16 protein-coding genes and 1 tRNA gene are annotated in these 14,377 nt (G+C 60.9%); 7 read left to right on the top strand and 10 right to left on the bottom strand.

What is annotated here, in order from left to right:
• Positions 1–291: 291 nt before the first annotated feature.
• From ABEB22_RS04960 to ABEB22_RS04925, 8 genes are all read right to left on the bottom strand, one after another.
• On the bottom strand, positions 292–558 hold the full coding sequence (locus ABEB22_RS04960) for a hypothetical protein (protein WP_406870959.1): 267 nt from the start codon (positions 556–558) through the stop codon (positions 292–294).
• A 58-nt stretch (positions 559–616) separates the two neighbouring features.
• Positions 617–1,660, bottom strand: coding sequence for a type IV secretion system protein (locus ABEB22_RS04955; RefSeq protein WP_406870958.1), 1,044 nt, complete (start codon positions 1,658–1,660; stop codon positions 617–619).
• Positions 1,660–2,070 (bottom strand): hypothetical protein, encoded by a 411-nt coding sequence (locus ABEB22_RS04950; RefSeq protein ID WP_406870957.1) that lies wholly within the window; start codon positions 2,068–2,070, stop codon positions 1,660–1,662. The genes ABEB22_RS04955 and ABEB22_RS04950 overlap by 1 nt, the downstream gene beginning before the upstream one ends.
• A 15-nt stretch (positions 2,071–2,085) precedes the next feature.
• Positions 2,086–2,400, bottom strand: coding sequence for a hypothetical protein (locus tag ABEB22_RS04945; protein ID WP_101499128.1), 315 nt, complete (start codon positions 2,398–2,400; stop codon positions 2,086–2,088).
• A complete protein-coding gene (locus ABEB22_RS04940; protein ID WP_406870956.1) occupies positions 2,384–3,904 on the bottom strand; it encodes a mobilization relaxase in 1,521 nt (506 codons plus the stop codon). The genes ABEB22_RS04945 and ABEB22_RS04940 overlap by 17 nt, the downstream gene beginning before the upstream one ends.
• Positions 3,898–4,338, bottom strand: coding sequence for a plasmid mobilization protein (locus ABEB22_RS04935; protein ID WP_406870955.1), 441 nt, complete (start codon positions 4,336–4,338; stop codon positions 3,898–3,900). The genes ABEB22_RS04940 and ABEB22_RS04935 overlap by 7 nt, the downstream gene beginning before the upstream one ends.
• Positions 4,339–4,357: 19 nt before the next feature.
• A complete protein-coding gene (locus ABEB22_RS04930) occupies positions 4,358–5,449 on the bottom strand; it encodes a helix-turn-helix domain-containing protein (protein WP_406870954.1) in 1,092 nt (363 codons plus the stop codon).
• A 520-nt stretch (positions 5,450–5,969) separates the two neighbouring features.
• Positions 5,970–6,045, bottom strand: a tRNA-Lys gene (locus ABEB22_RS04925).
• Between the two features lie 191 nt (positions 6,046–6,236).
• Between ABEB22_RS04925 and dapF the strand changes: the two genes are divergently transcribed.
• The 4 genes from dapF (at position 6,237) to ABEB22_RS04905 (ending at position 11,015) form a co-directional block, all read left to right on the top strand.
• On the top strand, positions 6,237–7,025 hold the full coding sequence (gene dapF, locus ABEB22_RS04920) for a diaminopimelate epimerase (RefSeq protein WP_406870953.1): 789 nt from the start codon (positions 6,237–6,239) through the stop codon (positions 7,023–7,025).
• A complete protein-coding gene (mtaB, locus tag ABEB22_RS04915; protein WP_406870952.1) occupies positions 7,022–8,275 on the top strand; it encodes a tRNA (N(6)-L-threonylcarbamoyladenosine(37)-C(2))-methylthiotransferase MtaB in 1,254 nt (417 codons plus the stop codon). The genes dapF and mtaB overlap by 4 nt, the downstream gene beginning before the upstream one ends.
• A gap of 140 nt (positions 8,276–8,415) precedes the next feature.
• Positions 8,416–10,143 carry a tetratricopeptide repeat protein gene (locus ABEB22_RS04910; protein WP_406870951.1) on the top strand — a complete coding sequence of 576 codons (1,728 nt, stop codon included), beginning with the start codon at positions 8,416–8,418 and terminating at the stop codon, positions 10,141–10,143.
• Complete coding sequence (locus ABEB22_RS04905; RefSeq protein ID WP_406870950.1) at positions 10,140–11,015, top strand: 4-(cytidine 5'-diphospho)-2-C-methyl-D-erythritol kinase; 876 nt, start codon at positions 10,140–10,142, stop codon at positions 11,013–11,015. Before ABEB22_RS04910 ends, ABEB22_RS04905 begins: the two co-directional genes overlap by 4 nt.
• Positions 11,016–11,025: 10 nt before the next feature.
• On the opposite strand, the gene ABEB22_RS04900 is transcribed toward ABEB22_RS04905, so the two are convergent.
• A complete protein-coding gene (locus ABEB22_RS04900) occupies positions 11,026–12,027 on the bottom strand; it encodes a polyprenyl synthetase family protein (protein WP_406870949.1) in 1,002 nt (333 codons plus the stop codon).
• 63 nt (positions 12,028–12,090) lie between these two features.
• On the opposite strand from ABEB22_RS04900, the gene ABEB22_RS04895 reads away from it, so the two are divergent.
• From ABEB22_RS04895 to ABEB22_RS04885, 3 genes are all read left to right on the top strand, one after another.
• Positions 12,091–12,303, top strand: coding sequence for a DUF2007 domain-containing protein (locus ABEB22_RS04895; RefSeq protein ID WP_339113991.1), 213 nt, complete (start codon positions 12,091–12,093; stop codon positions 12,301–12,303).
• Positions 12,303–13,058, top strand: coding sequence for a tRNA1(Val) (adenine(37)-N6)-methyltransferase (locus ABEB22_RS04890; RefSeq protein WP_406870948.1), 756 nt, complete (start codon positions 12,303–12,305; stop codon positions 13,056–13,058). The genes ABEB22_RS04895 and ABEB22_RS04890 overlap by 1 nt, the downstream gene beginning before the upstream one ends.
• Before the next feature lie 123 nt (positions 13,059–13,181).
• Entirely contained in the window at positions 13,182–13,349 is a 168-nt protein-coding gene (locus ABEB22_RS04885) for a YdcH family protein (RefSeq protein ID WP_339113993.1), read from the top strand.
• A 282-nt stretch (positions 13,350–13,631) separates the two neighbouring features.
• Here ABEB22_RS04885 and phbB read toward each other — a convergent pair whose 3' ends face one another.
• The gene (phbB, locus tag ABEB22_RS04880) at positions 13,632–14,354 is read right to left on the bottom strand and encodes an acetoacetyl-CoA reductase (RefSeq protein ID WP_339113994.1); all 723 of its coding nucleotides are present in this window, start codon (positions 14,352–14,354) and stop codon (positions 13,632–13,634) included.
• Between the last annotated feature and the right edge of the window lie 23 nt (positions 14,355–14,377).

The raw sequence follows: 14,377 nt of genomic DNA, 5'->3' as shown, positions 1-14,377 counted from the left end.
ACGCCACGTGATAAATGAGCCACCTACTGCGCCAACAATTAAGCTGATGAACTCAGACAGGTATTCCATTTCAGACCCCTAAATTCGCTACACCTCGACTGGACCATAGCGGCGAATGTGAGCCACTGTAAACCTATGAAAACAGTGAAAACATGCTAGGTTTTCCAACCGGGCACCGGCGCGCAACGCTAGCGTTTTACGGGAGGTTTGGGTTCAACAGTCCCCAGCTCATATCAATCTAAGAAGAAAAAATACACTATAAACAACATGTTAACCCATTGACTCGTGTCGTCACTCACAGGTCAGACCGTTTTCAGTTCTCCGGAGTTCGTCGAGTTCACGCGCCAGCGCGGTGAAGATGACCTCCTCGATCTTGGAGACCCGGAGCCCGTGAGAAAACGCGAGTTCCCTCACAAGTAAGTAAATTCTCGGATCCTTGGGTCCGTAGAGCTCCCAGTCGCAAATTTGTCGAATGTCGTCATGCTGCGCGGGCGGAGGCAAGCTCCTGTTGATTTCACGGATAGTCTGGCGAAGATTTTCTTCATCCATTATGGACATTTTTGCACTCCTATTGAGGATTTCACCACGGATTACGGCTCGAATAGCTACTAAGAGGTCATCTATTCAACCGAGCGTTTCGATCCATTAGGCGTTGCATCTTGGCCCCTGTACCTGTTGCAGTATGGCTGTCGGCTGTGGCCGCATCTGTCGGTACCCCGGCGCTGCGTGAGCTTGCTCGGCTCGCGGTCTCCTTACTAGGTACGTTGGAGGAAGAGCGTGTTTGCCATCCTTTCTGCCTAGCCGGCATCATCTTAGCGATATTTCCGCTGATCGCGGAAGCAGCCCAGCCAGCCTGTAGGTTCCCTGATATCATGGGTACAATAACGGGGATCGCGACTATCATTACAAGGGACAGGATGACGACACCCAGGAAGGGCACCATCTTGCCTGCTTTATCGGCGGTATCCACAGAGCCAAGATCACTGACCAGAAGCGTTGTTAGACCAAAGACCATCGAAAACACTCCGGCTATCACGACCGGGTAAAGCGCGAAGCTTGCCAGAGAAGAGAGCCAGCGATGGAAGTAGTCCTTGGTCGCGTCGAACATCGAGCAGAGGATCATGACCGGCGCTAGACCAATCAGAAGCGTGATCATCATCTTTGCAAGAACCAAGACCGCTCCAGCCAGTCCTCCGACTACGGCGATCAACGCCATAAAGAACACACCCATGAGTGCTTTGCTGACCCTAGACATATGGGACGCGGCTTCGTTCCCGTATTCCGCCAGCCGGTCCATCTGAAGATCGAAGCGTGCTGCAAAGTAGGATGACCCGACAGCATCCTCGCCGGTCGCCGATCCAATCAAATTTCCGGCGAGCTCATCTAGTCCGTCGATTATGTGCTGGCTTACGAAGTTGAAGTTCGCCCAGTTCAGCGCGAACGCCTTGATCAAGCTGATCTTGAAGAGCAGCACCAGCATCTCTCGCCCGTCCATGGGCCGAATTTGCCATGCCATGTTGATGAAGAGCGCGATGATCGCAACGGTCGCGGCCCCCATGATGATCGTGCCGGAAATCTCTGCTACGGCGGCGAACTGCGAAGTCGCGACGGTATCGAGGCCCTTGTCGGCTGCCTCTACGATGAATGTAACGATCCCCATCAATCAGCCTCCTGACACTGTTCCCGCAGCGCCGCGCGAAGGTTCGAAATGACAGGGAAATACTCGGCGGTGGCCCAGGTGACATGAAGGCTGTCCGTTGCCTGCGGATCAGCGAAGCCAAGCGCCTCGAACTCCTCTTCGATGCTGGACCAGTCAGGCCAGAGTGCATCGCAGGCACATGAGCCGGCCTCTAGCGCCGCCTGTTGTCTTCGCAGTGAATAGAGGTCATCGGCGGCGGTGTTGCGCCATACATCGCGGAATCCGCTGTAGGTCATTCCATCCGGGCGCTGTCTGACCGTGCAGCCGTAGCGATCTGTCCGGACAGAGCTGGCGGAAAGTAAAGGCGTGGCCGTGTCTGCGTAGATGGGGCCAGCTGAGGCGATCAGGATTAGCGTGGTGAGCAATTTCATGTCGGTTTCCTCCGGTCAGTCGGCGCTTCGAGGTGATTGGTCGATGTGCGTGAAGTCGCGGCTCGGCGCCGCGCTCAGCCAACCTTGGATCGCGGCGAGATTGCCGTGTTCGCTGAGCACGATTTCCAGCCCTTGGCGAAAGCCCTTCGGGCATTGGTTTGCGTAGCGGCGGGCCTGCGCGCCTAGCTCAAACGCGTAGCTGTCGTCCCAGATCGCCCCGCTGCGGATAAGCACTCCGATACGTTCCAAGGCGTCGAACGCGCGATCACTGCCTGGACGCCATGCCAACCATGGGTTCACCGGGAAGCGCGGTTTAGTGTCGGAGCGCATGGGTATCCTCCCTGTCTTCGCTCAGCGCGTCTCGAGGTGCTTCTTCGCCCTCTGCGCCTGTTCCATGCTGTCGTTGAGTTGCGCGGAATCCGGCATCCAGGCGCTCAACGCTGCGGCCAAGGAGAGCTGTGATCTGAGCAACGCGATCACGGAGCTGCGTAAGCCAGCCAGTTCCGTGCGCGTCTCCTCGCCGGAGCTGGTCAATTCCCGCGCGGATTCCTTCGAGGCTTCCGTCAACCGCTCGACGCAGCTCAGTAATTCGCGCTCTAACGCTGTCAGACCATGCATCGCTCACTCCTTTGGCAGAACGAGACAGTCCACCGGCTCCCCCGCCAATTGGCAGCGGTCCAGTGTCGCCCGGCCATCGCGTGGGATCAGGTATGTCGCCTCGGGACGGTCGATCACTCGCAGCCCCATCGTGTTCAGGTTCGGCATCAGCCAGGTCATGACCGACCATGTCGAAATCCCAGTGCTGATCATCAGGCAGCAAGCTACCAGTGTCGGCCACATCAGGGCTTTCCACTCTGGCCGTGCTGCGTTCGCGCTCTGTCTCATGAGGTGTTTCCTCACGCGCAGCAGGTAGCCTTCCGTATCGGTCTTGATTGTAGCCAGCGCGTTTTCGGCAATGCCCTTCAAATCGGTCCTGAAGCTCTGCAACTGTGTGTCGATCGAGGCGGCGTTCTCTGCCCTGATCCGCTCCATGTCCGCATTCAGTCTCTCGCTCAGCCGTTGCTTCGGCTCTCCAATCTTCATGGAAAATCGCTCCTTTCAGGCGAAACCGCTCTTCGGTCTCGGGGTCTTTGACTGTCAAATAATTCTTGCCCGCTCGGGGCACTTCGAAGCCTGCATCAGTCAGGGCGGCGACCATGCCCGCCCGATCCTCGATCAGCCCCATGGAAATCTGGTCGCCGACCCAGGCATGGAGCCCGTCGCGCCCTGCAGCGCGGTCTGGGGCCTCTGAGACTGTCTTCACCTCGGCCGCGCGCTCTACGTCCATGGGATCTGCCCAGCCGTGCGTCTTGTTCATGAGGTCGCGCAGGCTGTCGAAGGCGCGCTCATAGCCGGGTGGGGCAATATTGAGGCTGCGCCCGCTGTGCAGCTCCATGCGCGGCGTGCAGAAATGCAGCTCGACGCGATCCTCGTGGGTGTGGCGCACCCAGAGGCAGGCATAGCGGTCGGCATCGAGCCCGGCGAAGGCGACCTTCTCGAAGCGGTTGATAACCTCCTGCTGCTGGCGCTCGGTCGGGGCGTCCTCGCGGGCGAAGCTGACGACGCCAGCGCGGTAGGTCCACTGGTGGGGGCAGGTGTCGATCAGGTCGATCATCAGCTGGGGGTTTCCGCGCACAACTTGGGGCAGCGGTTCGCGGGTCACGGACGCTGGTCGACCTGTTGCATCGCGGATCAGATCGCGATTGCCATCGTACGCGAGTACGGTTTCTGCGGTCAGGTACTCGACTGGCCCTGCGCCGCCGCCCCTGCCATTCCGGAAAAACTTGATCAGCATCCCGGCGGCCTCCGATGTGCATCCACAAGGGCCGCAAGCAGACGCTCAATGCTGACCAAGCAGGCGTACAGCTTCATGGCATTGATGCGAGGAATGAAGCCACGACGCTCTGAGCTGTTCAGCCGAGCAGCGATCTGGTTCATGTTGCCCCCGATCTTTCCAATGCCGCGGACTAACAGCGGGTCGACGGGTACTACGGGCTTGCGCCTCCGAGATCGCGTGCCCCAGAGCGCCTCGCGCAGGAGCTCGGAGGCAGGCTGGCTGGCCGATTTAGCCTTGCCTCGGAGCGTCGCCTTTTCTTGGGCAGTGCAGCGGAAGACGAAGGTTTCCGAGAGCGGCTCCTTGGCGCGGGCTTGTCCCGTGCCGGTGGGGTTCGAAGGGGAGGCTTGCCACCCCTCGCGAGGCCCCGTGTCAGAAGCGCCAGCGTATGACATGGGTCGCCTTGCTCCTTGCCTAGCGGTCATGACTAGGCACTCCGACTGTGAAGTTTCTAAGTTCGGCGATCAGCGCAGCAATCACTTCGTCACCACGAGTGGTCTTTCGCGCTAAGCCGATGAAAGCCGCGGCTGGATTGCGCACCGCGAAACGACCCATGCGAACGGAGTTTCGATCTGCGATTAGTAGGCAGAGAACGGTCCTTAGCTCTCCAAGTTGATCGCGCACGACATCCCACTCCATGCAGGATATGCCCAGCATCTGCGCTCGCTCACGCGCCGCCAGAAAGATCGTTGGCAAGCTCGGTAGGTGTCTCTCTCCAGCCGCCTCGGCGTAGATCGCGATGACTTCCCGGAACTCCCCGTCAGCTAAAGTGAGAACTTGTGCTGGCGTGATCCTCACACTGGCTTGCGGTCTACAGGTTTCGATTTTCTTTTTCTGATCGGTATTGGGTCCGACCGAACTGTCCGGCGGCGCGGCCTCAACTGTCTGACCAGATGCGGGCGAAAACTCAGCAAGAATGGCCTCTAGGGCGTCAATGAGCGCATTCATCCGGCCCGCGTCTCTTACCTCGGAGGGGCGGAGGCGTGGGAAGGCCTCACGGGCGGCGCTGAGCGCTTCAGGTACGTCCAGACCACGTATCTGACGGATCAGGTCGTTCAGCTGGTTCCGGTCCTCTTTCAGCCCCTGCGCGGCTACTGATGTCTGGCGGATGCGCGCCAAGAGCTCTGAGGCGCGGTCGATAAGCGGCGCGAGGTTAACCCCGCCCGCCGAGACGATGCGGCCATCGTCACTGCGTCGTCCGAAGCGCCGTCCATTCGCGGCGCTGGTCCTGAGGATCAGGCCACGTTGTTCGAGCCGGGTCTCAATCCGAGTGACCCTGCGGATGTGGAAGTTCATGCGGTCGGCCAATCCTGCCACACGTTCCCACACGGCGCAGATACGACCAGGCAAGAAGTCCTCTGCGCGGGACAGCCTGAACAGACTGCGCAGATAGGTCAGGTCCTCGTCACGCAAGCCTAAGTCCGTGCGAAGCTTGGCGAGTATATCGAGCAGCTCAAACGGCTTTAAGCCTGCGGGCAGGCCGGAATGGGTCAGCGTCGTGCTCATACCGTCCTCCCGAAGCTTGCGAGAGAGGGCACGACACTATACGCTATGGAGAGACCTACTTTTGAATTGCCGTCGGTGGAAGTTGCAGCTTCCCCGGCGGTTTTTCTTTGTCTGCAGAACGCTGGAAGTCCGTTTACATTAGGCCGGTAAGTCCCTGATCTTTGGCCGTGAACAAACAGGGGCCGTTTACAGAAAAATCCTTTTATTTCAAATCTTCCAGACGGATTGCAAATCCGTGTACAGGAGTTCGATTCTCCTACTCGCCTCCAAATTCTTCATTCAATTTAGACAGCAAGAAAGATCGTAGCGGTCCGGTATCTGCTGGTTTGCGTTTGATCGGCGTAAAAATCCTGTTGCGATTGTTCGCCGGCGGGCGGCTGCGCTCAGTGCCGGTTTTTCGCGCGGTCCGACGCCGCTTGCGATCGGGGCGGATGCGCCAAGGCTGTCTGTCACGGATAGCGAAAAGGTAGAAAAACAAAAGCCTCGCTTTGGGCGAGGCTTTTTGCTTCTAGAGTGAAAGTGGTGAGCCGTGCAGGATTCGAACCTGCGACCCACTGATTAAAAGTCAGTTGCTCTACCAACTGAGCTAACGGCCCACTTTCTTTCGTTTCCAACCGGTTCGCTGTGTGCTTCCCTGCTGGTGTGGGCGCCTTCTACGGTCCTAGACGGGGGGCGTCAACAGCGAAATTCAAAAAAAATGAGATCTCTGGAAAAAACTTCTCGGGCAGCGTATATCGCGCCCATGGAAAACGCGTCTTTACCCCAGTCCTCACTGGCCTTCATGAAAATGCATGGTCTTGGAAACGATTTCGTCGTGATCGATGCCCGTAATGGTGCCGATCCGGTGACCCCTGCCTTGGCCGAGGCCCTTGCAGACCGGCATCGCGGGGTGGGCTTTGACCAGCTCGCCCTGATCGGCCCCTCGCAAGAGGCCGATTTCCATCTGAAATTCTATAATTCGGATGGCTCTCTCTCGGGCGCCTGTGGCAATGCCTCGCGCTGTGTTTCCGACTGGATGATGAAAGAACTGGGCAAGGACCATGTGCGTTTCACTACCGATCGTGGTCAGCTGGAGGCGAAGCGTGCAGCCAATGGACTGGTCTCGGTCAATATGGGGGCGCCGATTCTGGACGCTGCGATGATTCCCTTTGACGGCGATCCGCAAGCGACGGGGATAGAGGGCGATCCGGTGGCTGTGGGTATGGGCAATCCGCATTGCGTTTTCTTTGTCGAGGATGCCGAAAAGGTCGCGCTGGAAAGCTGGGGCGCCGAGATGGAGCATCACCCGGGCTTCCCGGAGCGCACCAATGTCGAGTTTGCCTCCGTCACCGGCCCCGACCATCTGCGGATGCGGGTCTGGGAGCGCGGGGCAGGGGTGACGCTTGCCTGCGGCTCGGGCACCTGTGCGACTGCCGTGGCGGCGCATCTGCGTGGTCTTACGGGGCGTCGGGTGATCGTTGATGTCGATGGCGGCCGCCTCGAGATCGACTGGCGCGAGGATGGCGTCTGGATGACCGGCCCCACCGCTTTCGTGTTCCGCGCCGAACTGACCTCTGATTTCCTGGGTGCCCTATGAAACCGCCTGTCTTTGCCACGCTTGGTTGCCGCCTGAACGCCTATGAGAGCGAGGCGATGAAGGAACTCGCGGCCGCGGCAGGCGTCGAGGGCGCTGTTGTGGTGAATACCTGTGCGGTCACGGCCGAGGCCGTGCGCAAGGCCAAGCAGGAAATCCGCCGTCTGGCGCGCGAGAATCCCGACGCGCCGATCATTGTGACCGGCTGTGCCGCGCAGACCGAGCCCGAGACATTTGCCGGTATGGCAGAGGTGACCAAGGTCATCGGCAATCACGAGAAGATGCTGCCCGAGACATGGGCGCAGATGCGTGTGCCCAACCTGATCGGCGAGACCGAGAAGGTGCAGGTCGATGATATCATGTCGGTCAAGGAGACAGCGGGTCATCTGATTGACGGCTTCGGCCGCCACCGCGCCTATGTGCAGGTCCAGAACGGCTGCGATCACCGCTGCACCTTCTGTATCATCCCCTATGGCCGCGGCAATTCGCGCTCCGTGCCTGCGGGGGTCGTGGTCGAGCAGATCAAGCGTCTGCGTGACCGCGGATTCAACGAGGTGGTGCTGACCGGTGTCGATCTGACCTCATGGGGGGCGGATCTGCCGGGAGAGCCGCGCCTGGGCGATCTGGTGATGCGCATCCTCAAACTTGTGCCGGATCTGCCGCGTCTGCGGATTTCCTCGATCGATTCCATCGAGGCCGACGAGAACCTGATGCTGGCGATTGCCACCGAGCCGCGCCTGATGCCGCATCTGCATCTGTCGCTGCAGGCGGGCGATGACATGGTGCTCAAACGCATGAAGCGCCGCCATCTGCGTGACGATGCCATTGCATTTTGCGAAGAGGCGCGCAGGCTGCGCCCCGGTATCGTTTTTGGTGCAGATATTATCGCCGGTTTCCCCACCGAGACCGAGGAGATGTTCCAGAACTCGTTGAAACTGGTCGAGGAATGCGGGCTCACCTTCCTGCATGTCTTCCCCTATTCGGCGCGCAAGGGCACGCCTGCGGCGCGGATGCCCGCAGTGAATGGCACGGCGATCAAGGATCGTGCGCGGCGTCTGCGCGAGGCGGGGGACCATGCACTCGGGGCGCATCTTCAGGCGCAGGTCGGGCGCGAGCTGGTGATCCTGACCGAGGGGCCGCAGGCCGGACGTACCGAAACCTTCACCGAGGTCCAGTTCGACACCGATCAACCCGAGGGCACCATCCTGACCGCAACAATCCGCGGCCATGACGGAAAACGCCTGCTGGTGTGAGCTTTGGTCTCCCTGCCGGCCCCTCGTGCCGGTCAAGAAAGCGTGTTCTGCCGCAGCGATAGCTTGGCGGCGTGGCACGGCTCATTGCGTATGGTGTCCTACGCGGCTAGGATTTGGGGAACACGAGAGAGGACATATCCATGCCGTTTCGAATGACGCCGGTTCGCGCGTTGGCCCTGTCAATCGCCGCGCTGCAGGCGCCGATGGCTTTTGCCGCCGATGCACCCGATGCCGCAGGTGCCTATCTTGCCGCGCGGGCTGCTACTGCGGATAATGATTACCAGACCGCGACGGGCTATTATGCCCAGCTGTTGCAGAAGGGGATCGTTGATCGCGGTGTGGCGGAATCCTCGATGACGGCGCAACTGGTGCTGGGGGATTTCGACAAGGCCGTCGAGATCGCCAATCAGGTTGCGGCAACGGATGCCGATGCGGCCGATAGCCAGCCGGTCTTTCTGATGCGTCTGGCGGATGCCGTGCGCAATGACCGTTTCGACGAGGCCTTGAAGCTGGTCGATAGCACCCAGAATATCGGGCCACTCTTCACCCAGCTTTACCGCGCATGGGTCTATGTGGGCCAAGGCAAGATGACGGATGCGTTCGATGCTTTCGATCAGGTTGCCAAATTGCCGGGCCTGCAGGGCTTTGCCGAGTATCATAAGGCGCTGGCCATGGCGCAGGTGGGCGATTTCGAGAGCGCCGACAAGATCCTCTCGGGCGAGGCATCCGATGCGATCCACGCGACCCGCCGCGGCGTGATGGCCCATGTCGAGGTGCTGTCCAATCTCGACCGTAACGCGGATGCGGTAGCGCTTCTGAAATCGGTCTTCGGGGATGCGCTCGATCCGCAGCTTGCCGCGCTGAGTAAACGTCTGGAGGATGGCGAGACGCTGCCCTTCGATGTGGCCACCAATGCGCAGGAAGGTGTGGGCGAGCTTTACTATTCCATCGGTGCGGCGCTTTCGGGCGGCGATGTCGAGGATGCGGTGCCGCTTCTGCATGCGCGGATCGCGCAATGGCTGAACCCGCGCAATGCCGATGCCACGCTGCTGGCGGCCTCGGTGCTGGACCAGCAGGAACAATATGATCTGGCGATTGCCACCTATGACCAGATCGATGCCGCGAGCCAGCTGCATTACGCCGCCGAGCTTGGCAAGGCCGAGACCATGATGCGCGCCGGCCAAGCCGACGAGGCGATCAAGACCGTGCAGGCCGTGGCCGAAGCCGATCCCGAACTGCGCGGGGTCTGGGTCTCGCTGGGCGATATGCTGCGCCGCGAGGAGCGGTTCGGCGAGGCTGCCGAGGCCTATCAAAAGGCGCTCTCGCGCATCCAGACGCCCGAGCCGCGCGACTGGTTTGTCTATTATGCCGCCGGTATCTCGGATGAGCGGTCGGACAAATGGGACCGTGCCGAAGGCGAGTTCCGCAAGGCGCTCGAGCTCAATCCGGGCCAGCCTTCGGTGCTGAACTATCTCGGGTATTCCTATGTGGAAAAAGGCGAGAACCTCGAAGAGGCGCTGAAGATGATCCGCGAGGCGGTGAAAAACTCGCCCGATTCCGGTTATATCATCGACAGTCTCGGCTGGGCGCTCTTCCGTCTGGGCCGTTACGACGAGGCGGTGACCGAGATGGAGAAGGCCGCCACGCTGGAATCCGTCGATCCGCTGGTCAATGACCACTTGGGCGATGTCTACTGGGCCGTGGGCCGCGAGCGCGAGGCACGGTTCCAGTGGAAGCGCGCCATTGCCTTCGGTCCGGGCGAGGATGTGGATATGGACCGTGTGCAGCGCAAGCTGGATATGGGGCTTGATGCGGTGCTCAAAGAAGAGGGCGCAGCGCCCCTGAAGGCACAACCGGCGGTCCAATGACCCTGTCCGGTATCGCGCCTGCCAAGGTCAATCTGTCGCTTGCGGTGACGGGGCGTCGGGCGGATGGCTATCATACGCTCGAGAGCCTCGTTGTTTTTGCAGGGTTTGGCGACCGGCTGGAGGTTGCGCCGCATGAGGCGCTGGTGCTTGAGGTCGATGGCCCCTTTGCCAGAGGTGTGCCGGTCGACGGGCGCAATCTGGTGCTGAAGGCCGCGCATCTGTTGCAGGAAAGAACGGGCTGCCGGAAGGGTGCGCGGATCACGCTGACCAAGACCTTGCCGCATGGTGGCGGGATCGGGGGAGGGTCATCCGATGCGGCGCTGGCGCTGAAGCTCTTGGCCGAGCTGTGGGATGTGCCGCCGCTAAGCGCCGGGGAGGCGCTGGCCCTTGGGGCGGATGTGCCCGTGTGCATGCAGGCGCCGCAGCCCCAGATCATGCGCGGCATCGGCGAGTTGCTGGTGCCCGCACCGGTTCTGCCCGATAGCTGGCTGGTGCTGGTCAACCCGCAGATCGAGACGCCGACAGGGGCGATGTTCAGGGCTCTGGCGCGCGAGACAGGCCCCACCCCCGCGCCTGTCCTTCATGTGCCGCTGGGGATGGGGCATGAGGATTTCGCGCTCTGGCTGGCCGCGCACGGCAATGATTTCGCGGATGTTCTGACGGATGTGCAGGGGCCGGAGCATATGCCCCAGATCGCCCTGATCCTCGAGGCGCTGTCCTTGCAGCCGGGCTGCCTGATGCAGAACCTTTCGGGCTCCGGCAGCACCTGCTGGGGGCTCTTTGCTACGCGGACACAGGCCGAGACCGCAGCAGAGATGCTGGCAAACAAAAACGCCGGCTGGTGGGTCCAGCCGGCGCAGATGTTATCCTGAAGGCGGCGCCTTAGCGCACGCGGGCCACGACGTAATCGGCCAGATCATCCAGCATGGCGCGCAGCGGATGGTCGGGCAGAGCGCCGAGTGCGGCGCGGGCGCGATCCGCCCAGACAATCGCGGCATCGCGGGTGGCCGCCAATGTGCCATGTTTGGCCATCAGCGCCATCGCCTGTTCCAGATCGCCCTCCTGCTGGTCACCTTTCTCGATGACACGGCTCCAGAAGGCGCGCTCGGTCTGATCGGCGGCCGCCACGGCCTTGATGACCGGCAGGGTCAGCTTGCGCTCGCGGAAATCATCGCCGGTATTCTTGCCGATAACATCGGTCACCCCGCCATAATCGAGCAGGTCATCGACCATCTGGAAGGCAATACCCAGCGCATCGCCATAATCGAACAGCGCCTTTTCCGAGGCCGGATCGGCTTCGGCCAGAACACCGCCCACCTGTGTCGCCGCCGAGAACAGCGCCGCGGTCTTGCCACGGATGACCTGCAGGTAGATGTCCTCGGTGGTCGCCAGATCCTGCGCCGCCGTCAGCTGCAGCACCTCGCCCTCGGCAATCACGGCCGAGGCATTCGACAGGATGCCCAGCACACGCATATTGTCGGGCTCGGTCATCAGCTGGAACGCACGGGCAAAGAGATAATCGCCGACCAAGACGCTGGATTTGTTATCCCAGAGAAGGTTCGCGGTCGGGCGGCCACGACGCTGCGCGCTTTCATCGACCACATCGTCATGCAGAAGTGTCGCGGTGTGGATGAACTCGACGGTGGCGGCCAGATGGACGTGATAGGGGCCGTCATAGCCGCAGATCCGCGCGGCAGCCAGCGTCAGCATCGGGCGCAGGCGCTTGCCGCCCGCCTCGACCAGATGCGCGGTCACTTCAGGAATGCGCGGTGCGTGTTTCGAGGCCATCTTGGTGCGGATCAGGGCATTCACCGCCTCCATATCGCCGGCGAGAGCCTGCGCAAGCCGGTCATGCGGTTTTACTGCCTTGTCGTCGAGGCTCATCTTCCTTGTCCTTCCCGCTCTCCCCATCTCGACAGGCACGGGGCCGGACGGTAATGAGGATGGATGAAAGAGCTTCTGCGCACGACAAATCCCGTGAAATTGGCCTTGGCCAAAGCCCTTCTTACCGGCGAGGGTATAAACAGCTTTGAAATGGACGTCCATATGAGCGTGCTCGAAGGCAGCATAGGTATTTTGCCGCGTCGTCTTATGGTCACGGATGGGGATCTGGCGCGGGCAAGGGTGGTGCTGGACGATAACGAGATCGGCTCGGACTGATGTTTGCCCCCGAAGATCTGAGCTGCGATGATTTCATCGGTGGGGCGCTGCGAATCTACCAGCCGCGTTTCGGCTATCGCGCGGCAATGGACCCGGTGCTGCTGGCGGCGGCCTGTGGCGCGCAGGCGGGCGAGAGCGTGTTGGAGCTGGGCTGCGGGGCAGGGGTGGCAAGCCTGTGTCTGGGGCGGCGTGTGGCGGGGCTCGATCTGCACGGGCTGGAATTGCAGCCCGTCTATGCCGATCTGGCGCGCCGCAATGCGCAGGCCAATGATCTGGAGCTTACCGTGCATGAGGGCGATCTGGAGCAGATGCCCGCTGCGCTGCGGCAGATGAGCTTCGATCATGTCATCGCCAACCCGCCCTATTTTGCACCGCAGAACGGGACCGCGGCGCGAGACGCAGGTCGCGAGACGGCCCAACGCGAGGCGACTCCGCTTTCCGAATGGATCCGCCAAGGGCTGAAACGCCTGAAACCCTCGGGCCATCTGGTGCTGATCCAGAATGCCGACCGGCTCGATGACATCCTGTGTGCCCTGCATGGGCGGTCTGGAGCGATTCGGATTCTGCCGATTGCGGCGCGTCAGGGGCGTGATGCGGGGCGGGTGATCGTGATCTCACGAAAAGGTGCGAAAACGCCACTGAAGCTGCTGGCGCCTCTGATTCTGCATGCACGCGCACATCACACGGGGGATGCCGAGGACTTGAGCGAAGTTGCGCAGTCCATACTGCGTATGGGGCAAAAATTGCCGATATGACTTTAACATTTTCGCAATAATTCGCCACCCAATCTGGAGGTAAGCCCGCAAGCACGACAAACTCGTGACAGAAACGAAAAAACGTGCTGAACTGTAAGGGCTCAAACAGAGAGGAGACTGCCCATGTCGCTCAGTTCGCATATCACCGAACTCCGCAAGAAGCACCAGGCTCTGTCCGCCGAGGTTGAGCGCGCGACTCGAAATCCTGGCTTCCCCGGGCTGCAAATTGCCCAGATGAAGAAGCAGAAACTGCATATCAAGCAGGAGATCGTGCGTCTCGAACAGGCGTGACCTCACTGTTGTAGCCCGATCCTTGGGCTGCAGCGCAGCACGTTAGCGAGGACACACGGGATCCGCAGGATCAGCTGGCCAGCACCGTGGACCTCAACCCCAGACCCTATCCATGATGGCCCGTAGACACGGGTCGGGATGTCAACGACAGTGATCGGCAGCAGCGTTTGCCGAGCAGCCCCTCTGTGCCTTCCGGTCGAGAACGGGCCGGAGCTTCCGAGGGACCCCAAAAGGAAAAGGCCCGCGCGTGTCGGGCCTTTTTCATGTGCGATATCCAAGGCTTCAGGACAGATACTGACCGCCATTCGCGGAGAGCGTCGAGCCGGTGATGAAGCTTGCCTCGTCGGAGGCGAGGAAGACCACGGCTCGCGCGATATCTTCCGGCTCGCCCAGACGGCCCACAGGGATGGTGCCGATGATGGCCTCGCGCACCTTTTCCGGCACGGCCATAACCATCTCGGTCGCGATATAGCCCGGGCAGATGACGTTGACGGTGATGTTGTTGCGCGCGCCTTCCTGTGCAAGTGCCTTGGTGAAGCCGATATCGCCCGCCTTCGCCGCCGAGTAATTGGCTTGCCCGAACTGGCCTTTCTGGCCATTGATCGACGAGATGTTGATCACGCGCCCGAATTTGCGCTCGCGCATGCCCGGCCAGAGCGGATGGGTCATGTTGAACGCGCCCGACAGGTTGGTCCCGATGACCTGATCCCATTGATCTTTGGTCATTTTGTGGAACGGTGCGTCACGCGTGATGCCCGCATTGTTGACGAGGATATCCACGGGACCCAAATCGGCCTCGACCTTGGCGATCCCTGCGGCGCAGGCATCATAATCGGCAACTGACCATTTATAGGTCGGGATGCCGGTCTCTTCGGTAAATTTGGCAGCGGCCTCGTCGTTACCGGCATAATTGGCGGCAACGGTATAGCCTGCGGCTTTCAGAGCCTTGGCGATCGCCGCGCCGATACCGCGGGATCCGCCGGTCACGAGTGCAACTCTGGGCATTCTTTTCCTCCTGGGCCGGTTCT

Source organism: Thioclava sp. 'Guangxiensis' (assembly GCF_045348365.1).
GTDB classification, from domain to species: domain Bacteria; phylum Pseudomonadota; class Alphaproteobacteria; order Rhodobacterales; family Rhodobacteraceae; genus Thioclava; species Thioclava kandeliae.
This window is presented reverse-complemented; position numbering and strand designations above follow the sequence as displayed.

Excerpts from the sequence above, each read along its gene's own strand:
- dapF (WP_406870953.1), top strand. The coding sequence starts at position 6,237 with ATGCATGGTCTTGGAAACGATTTCGTCGTGATCGATGCCCGTAATGGT.
- ABEB22_RS04900 (WP_406870949.1), bottom strand. The coding sequence starts at position 12,027 with ATGAGCCTCGACGACAAGGCAGTAAAACCGCATGACCGGCTTGCGCAG.
- ABEB22_RS04905 (WP_406870950.1), top strand. The coding sequence starts at position 10,140 with ATGACCCTGTCCGGTATCGCGCCTGCCAAGGTCAATCTGTCGCTTGCG.
- ABEB22_RS04895 (WP_339113991.1), top strand. The coding sequence starts at position 12,091 with ATGAAAGAGCTTCTGCGCACGACAAATCCCGTGAAATTGGCCTTGGCC.
- ABEB22_RS04960 (WP_406870959.1), bottom strand. The coding sequence starts at position 558 with ATGTCCATAATGGATGAAGAAAATCTTCGCCAGACTATCCGTGAAATC.
- ABEB22_RS04885 (WP_339113993.1), top strand. The coding sequence starts at position 13,182 with ATGTCGCTCAGTTCGCATATCACCGAACTCCGCAAGAAGCACCAGGCT.
- ABEB22_RS04910 (WP_406870951.1), top strand. The coding sequence starts at position 8,416 with ATGCCGTTTCGAATGACGCCGGTTCGCGCGTTGGCCCTGTCAATCGCC.
- ABEB22_RS04940 (WP_406870956.1), bottom strand. The coding sequence starts at position 3,904 with ATGCTGATCAAGTTTTTCCGGAATGGCAGGGGCGGCGGCGCAGGGCCA.
- ABEB22_RS04950 (WP_406870957.1), bottom strand. The coding sequence starts at position 2,070 with ATGAAATTGCTCACCACGCTAATCCTGATCGCCTCAGCTGGCCCCATC.
- ABEB22_RS04945 (WP_101499128.1), bottom strand. The coding sequence starts at position 2,400 with ATGCGCTCCGACACTAAACCGCGCTTCCCGGTGAACCCATGGTTGGCA.
- mtaB (WP_406870952.1), top strand. The coding sequence starts at position 7,022 with ATGAAACCGCCTGTCTTTGCCACGCTTGGTTGCCGCCTGAACGCCTAT.
- phbB (WP_339113994.1), bottom strand. The coding sequence starts at position 14,354 with ATGCCCAGAGTTGCACTCGTGACCGGCGGATCCCGCGGTATCGGCGCG.
- ABEB22_RS04890 (WP_406870948.1), top strand. The coding sequence starts at position 12,303 with ATGTTTGCCCCCGAAGATCTGAGCTGCGATGATTTCATCGGTGGGGCG.
- ABEB22_RS04935 (WP_406870955.1), bottom strand. The coding sequence starts at position 4,338 with ATGTCATACGCTGGCGCTTCTGACACGGGGCCTCGCGAGGGGTGGCAA.
- ABEB22_RS04955 (WP_406870958.1), bottom strand. The coding sequence starts at position 1,660 with ATGGGGATCGTTACATTCATCGTAGAGGCAGCCGACAAGGGCCTCGAT.
- ABEB22_RS04930 (WP_406870954.1), bottom strand. The coding sequence starts at position 5,449 with ATGAGCACGACGCTGACCCATTCCGGCCTGCCCGCAGGCTTAAAGCCG.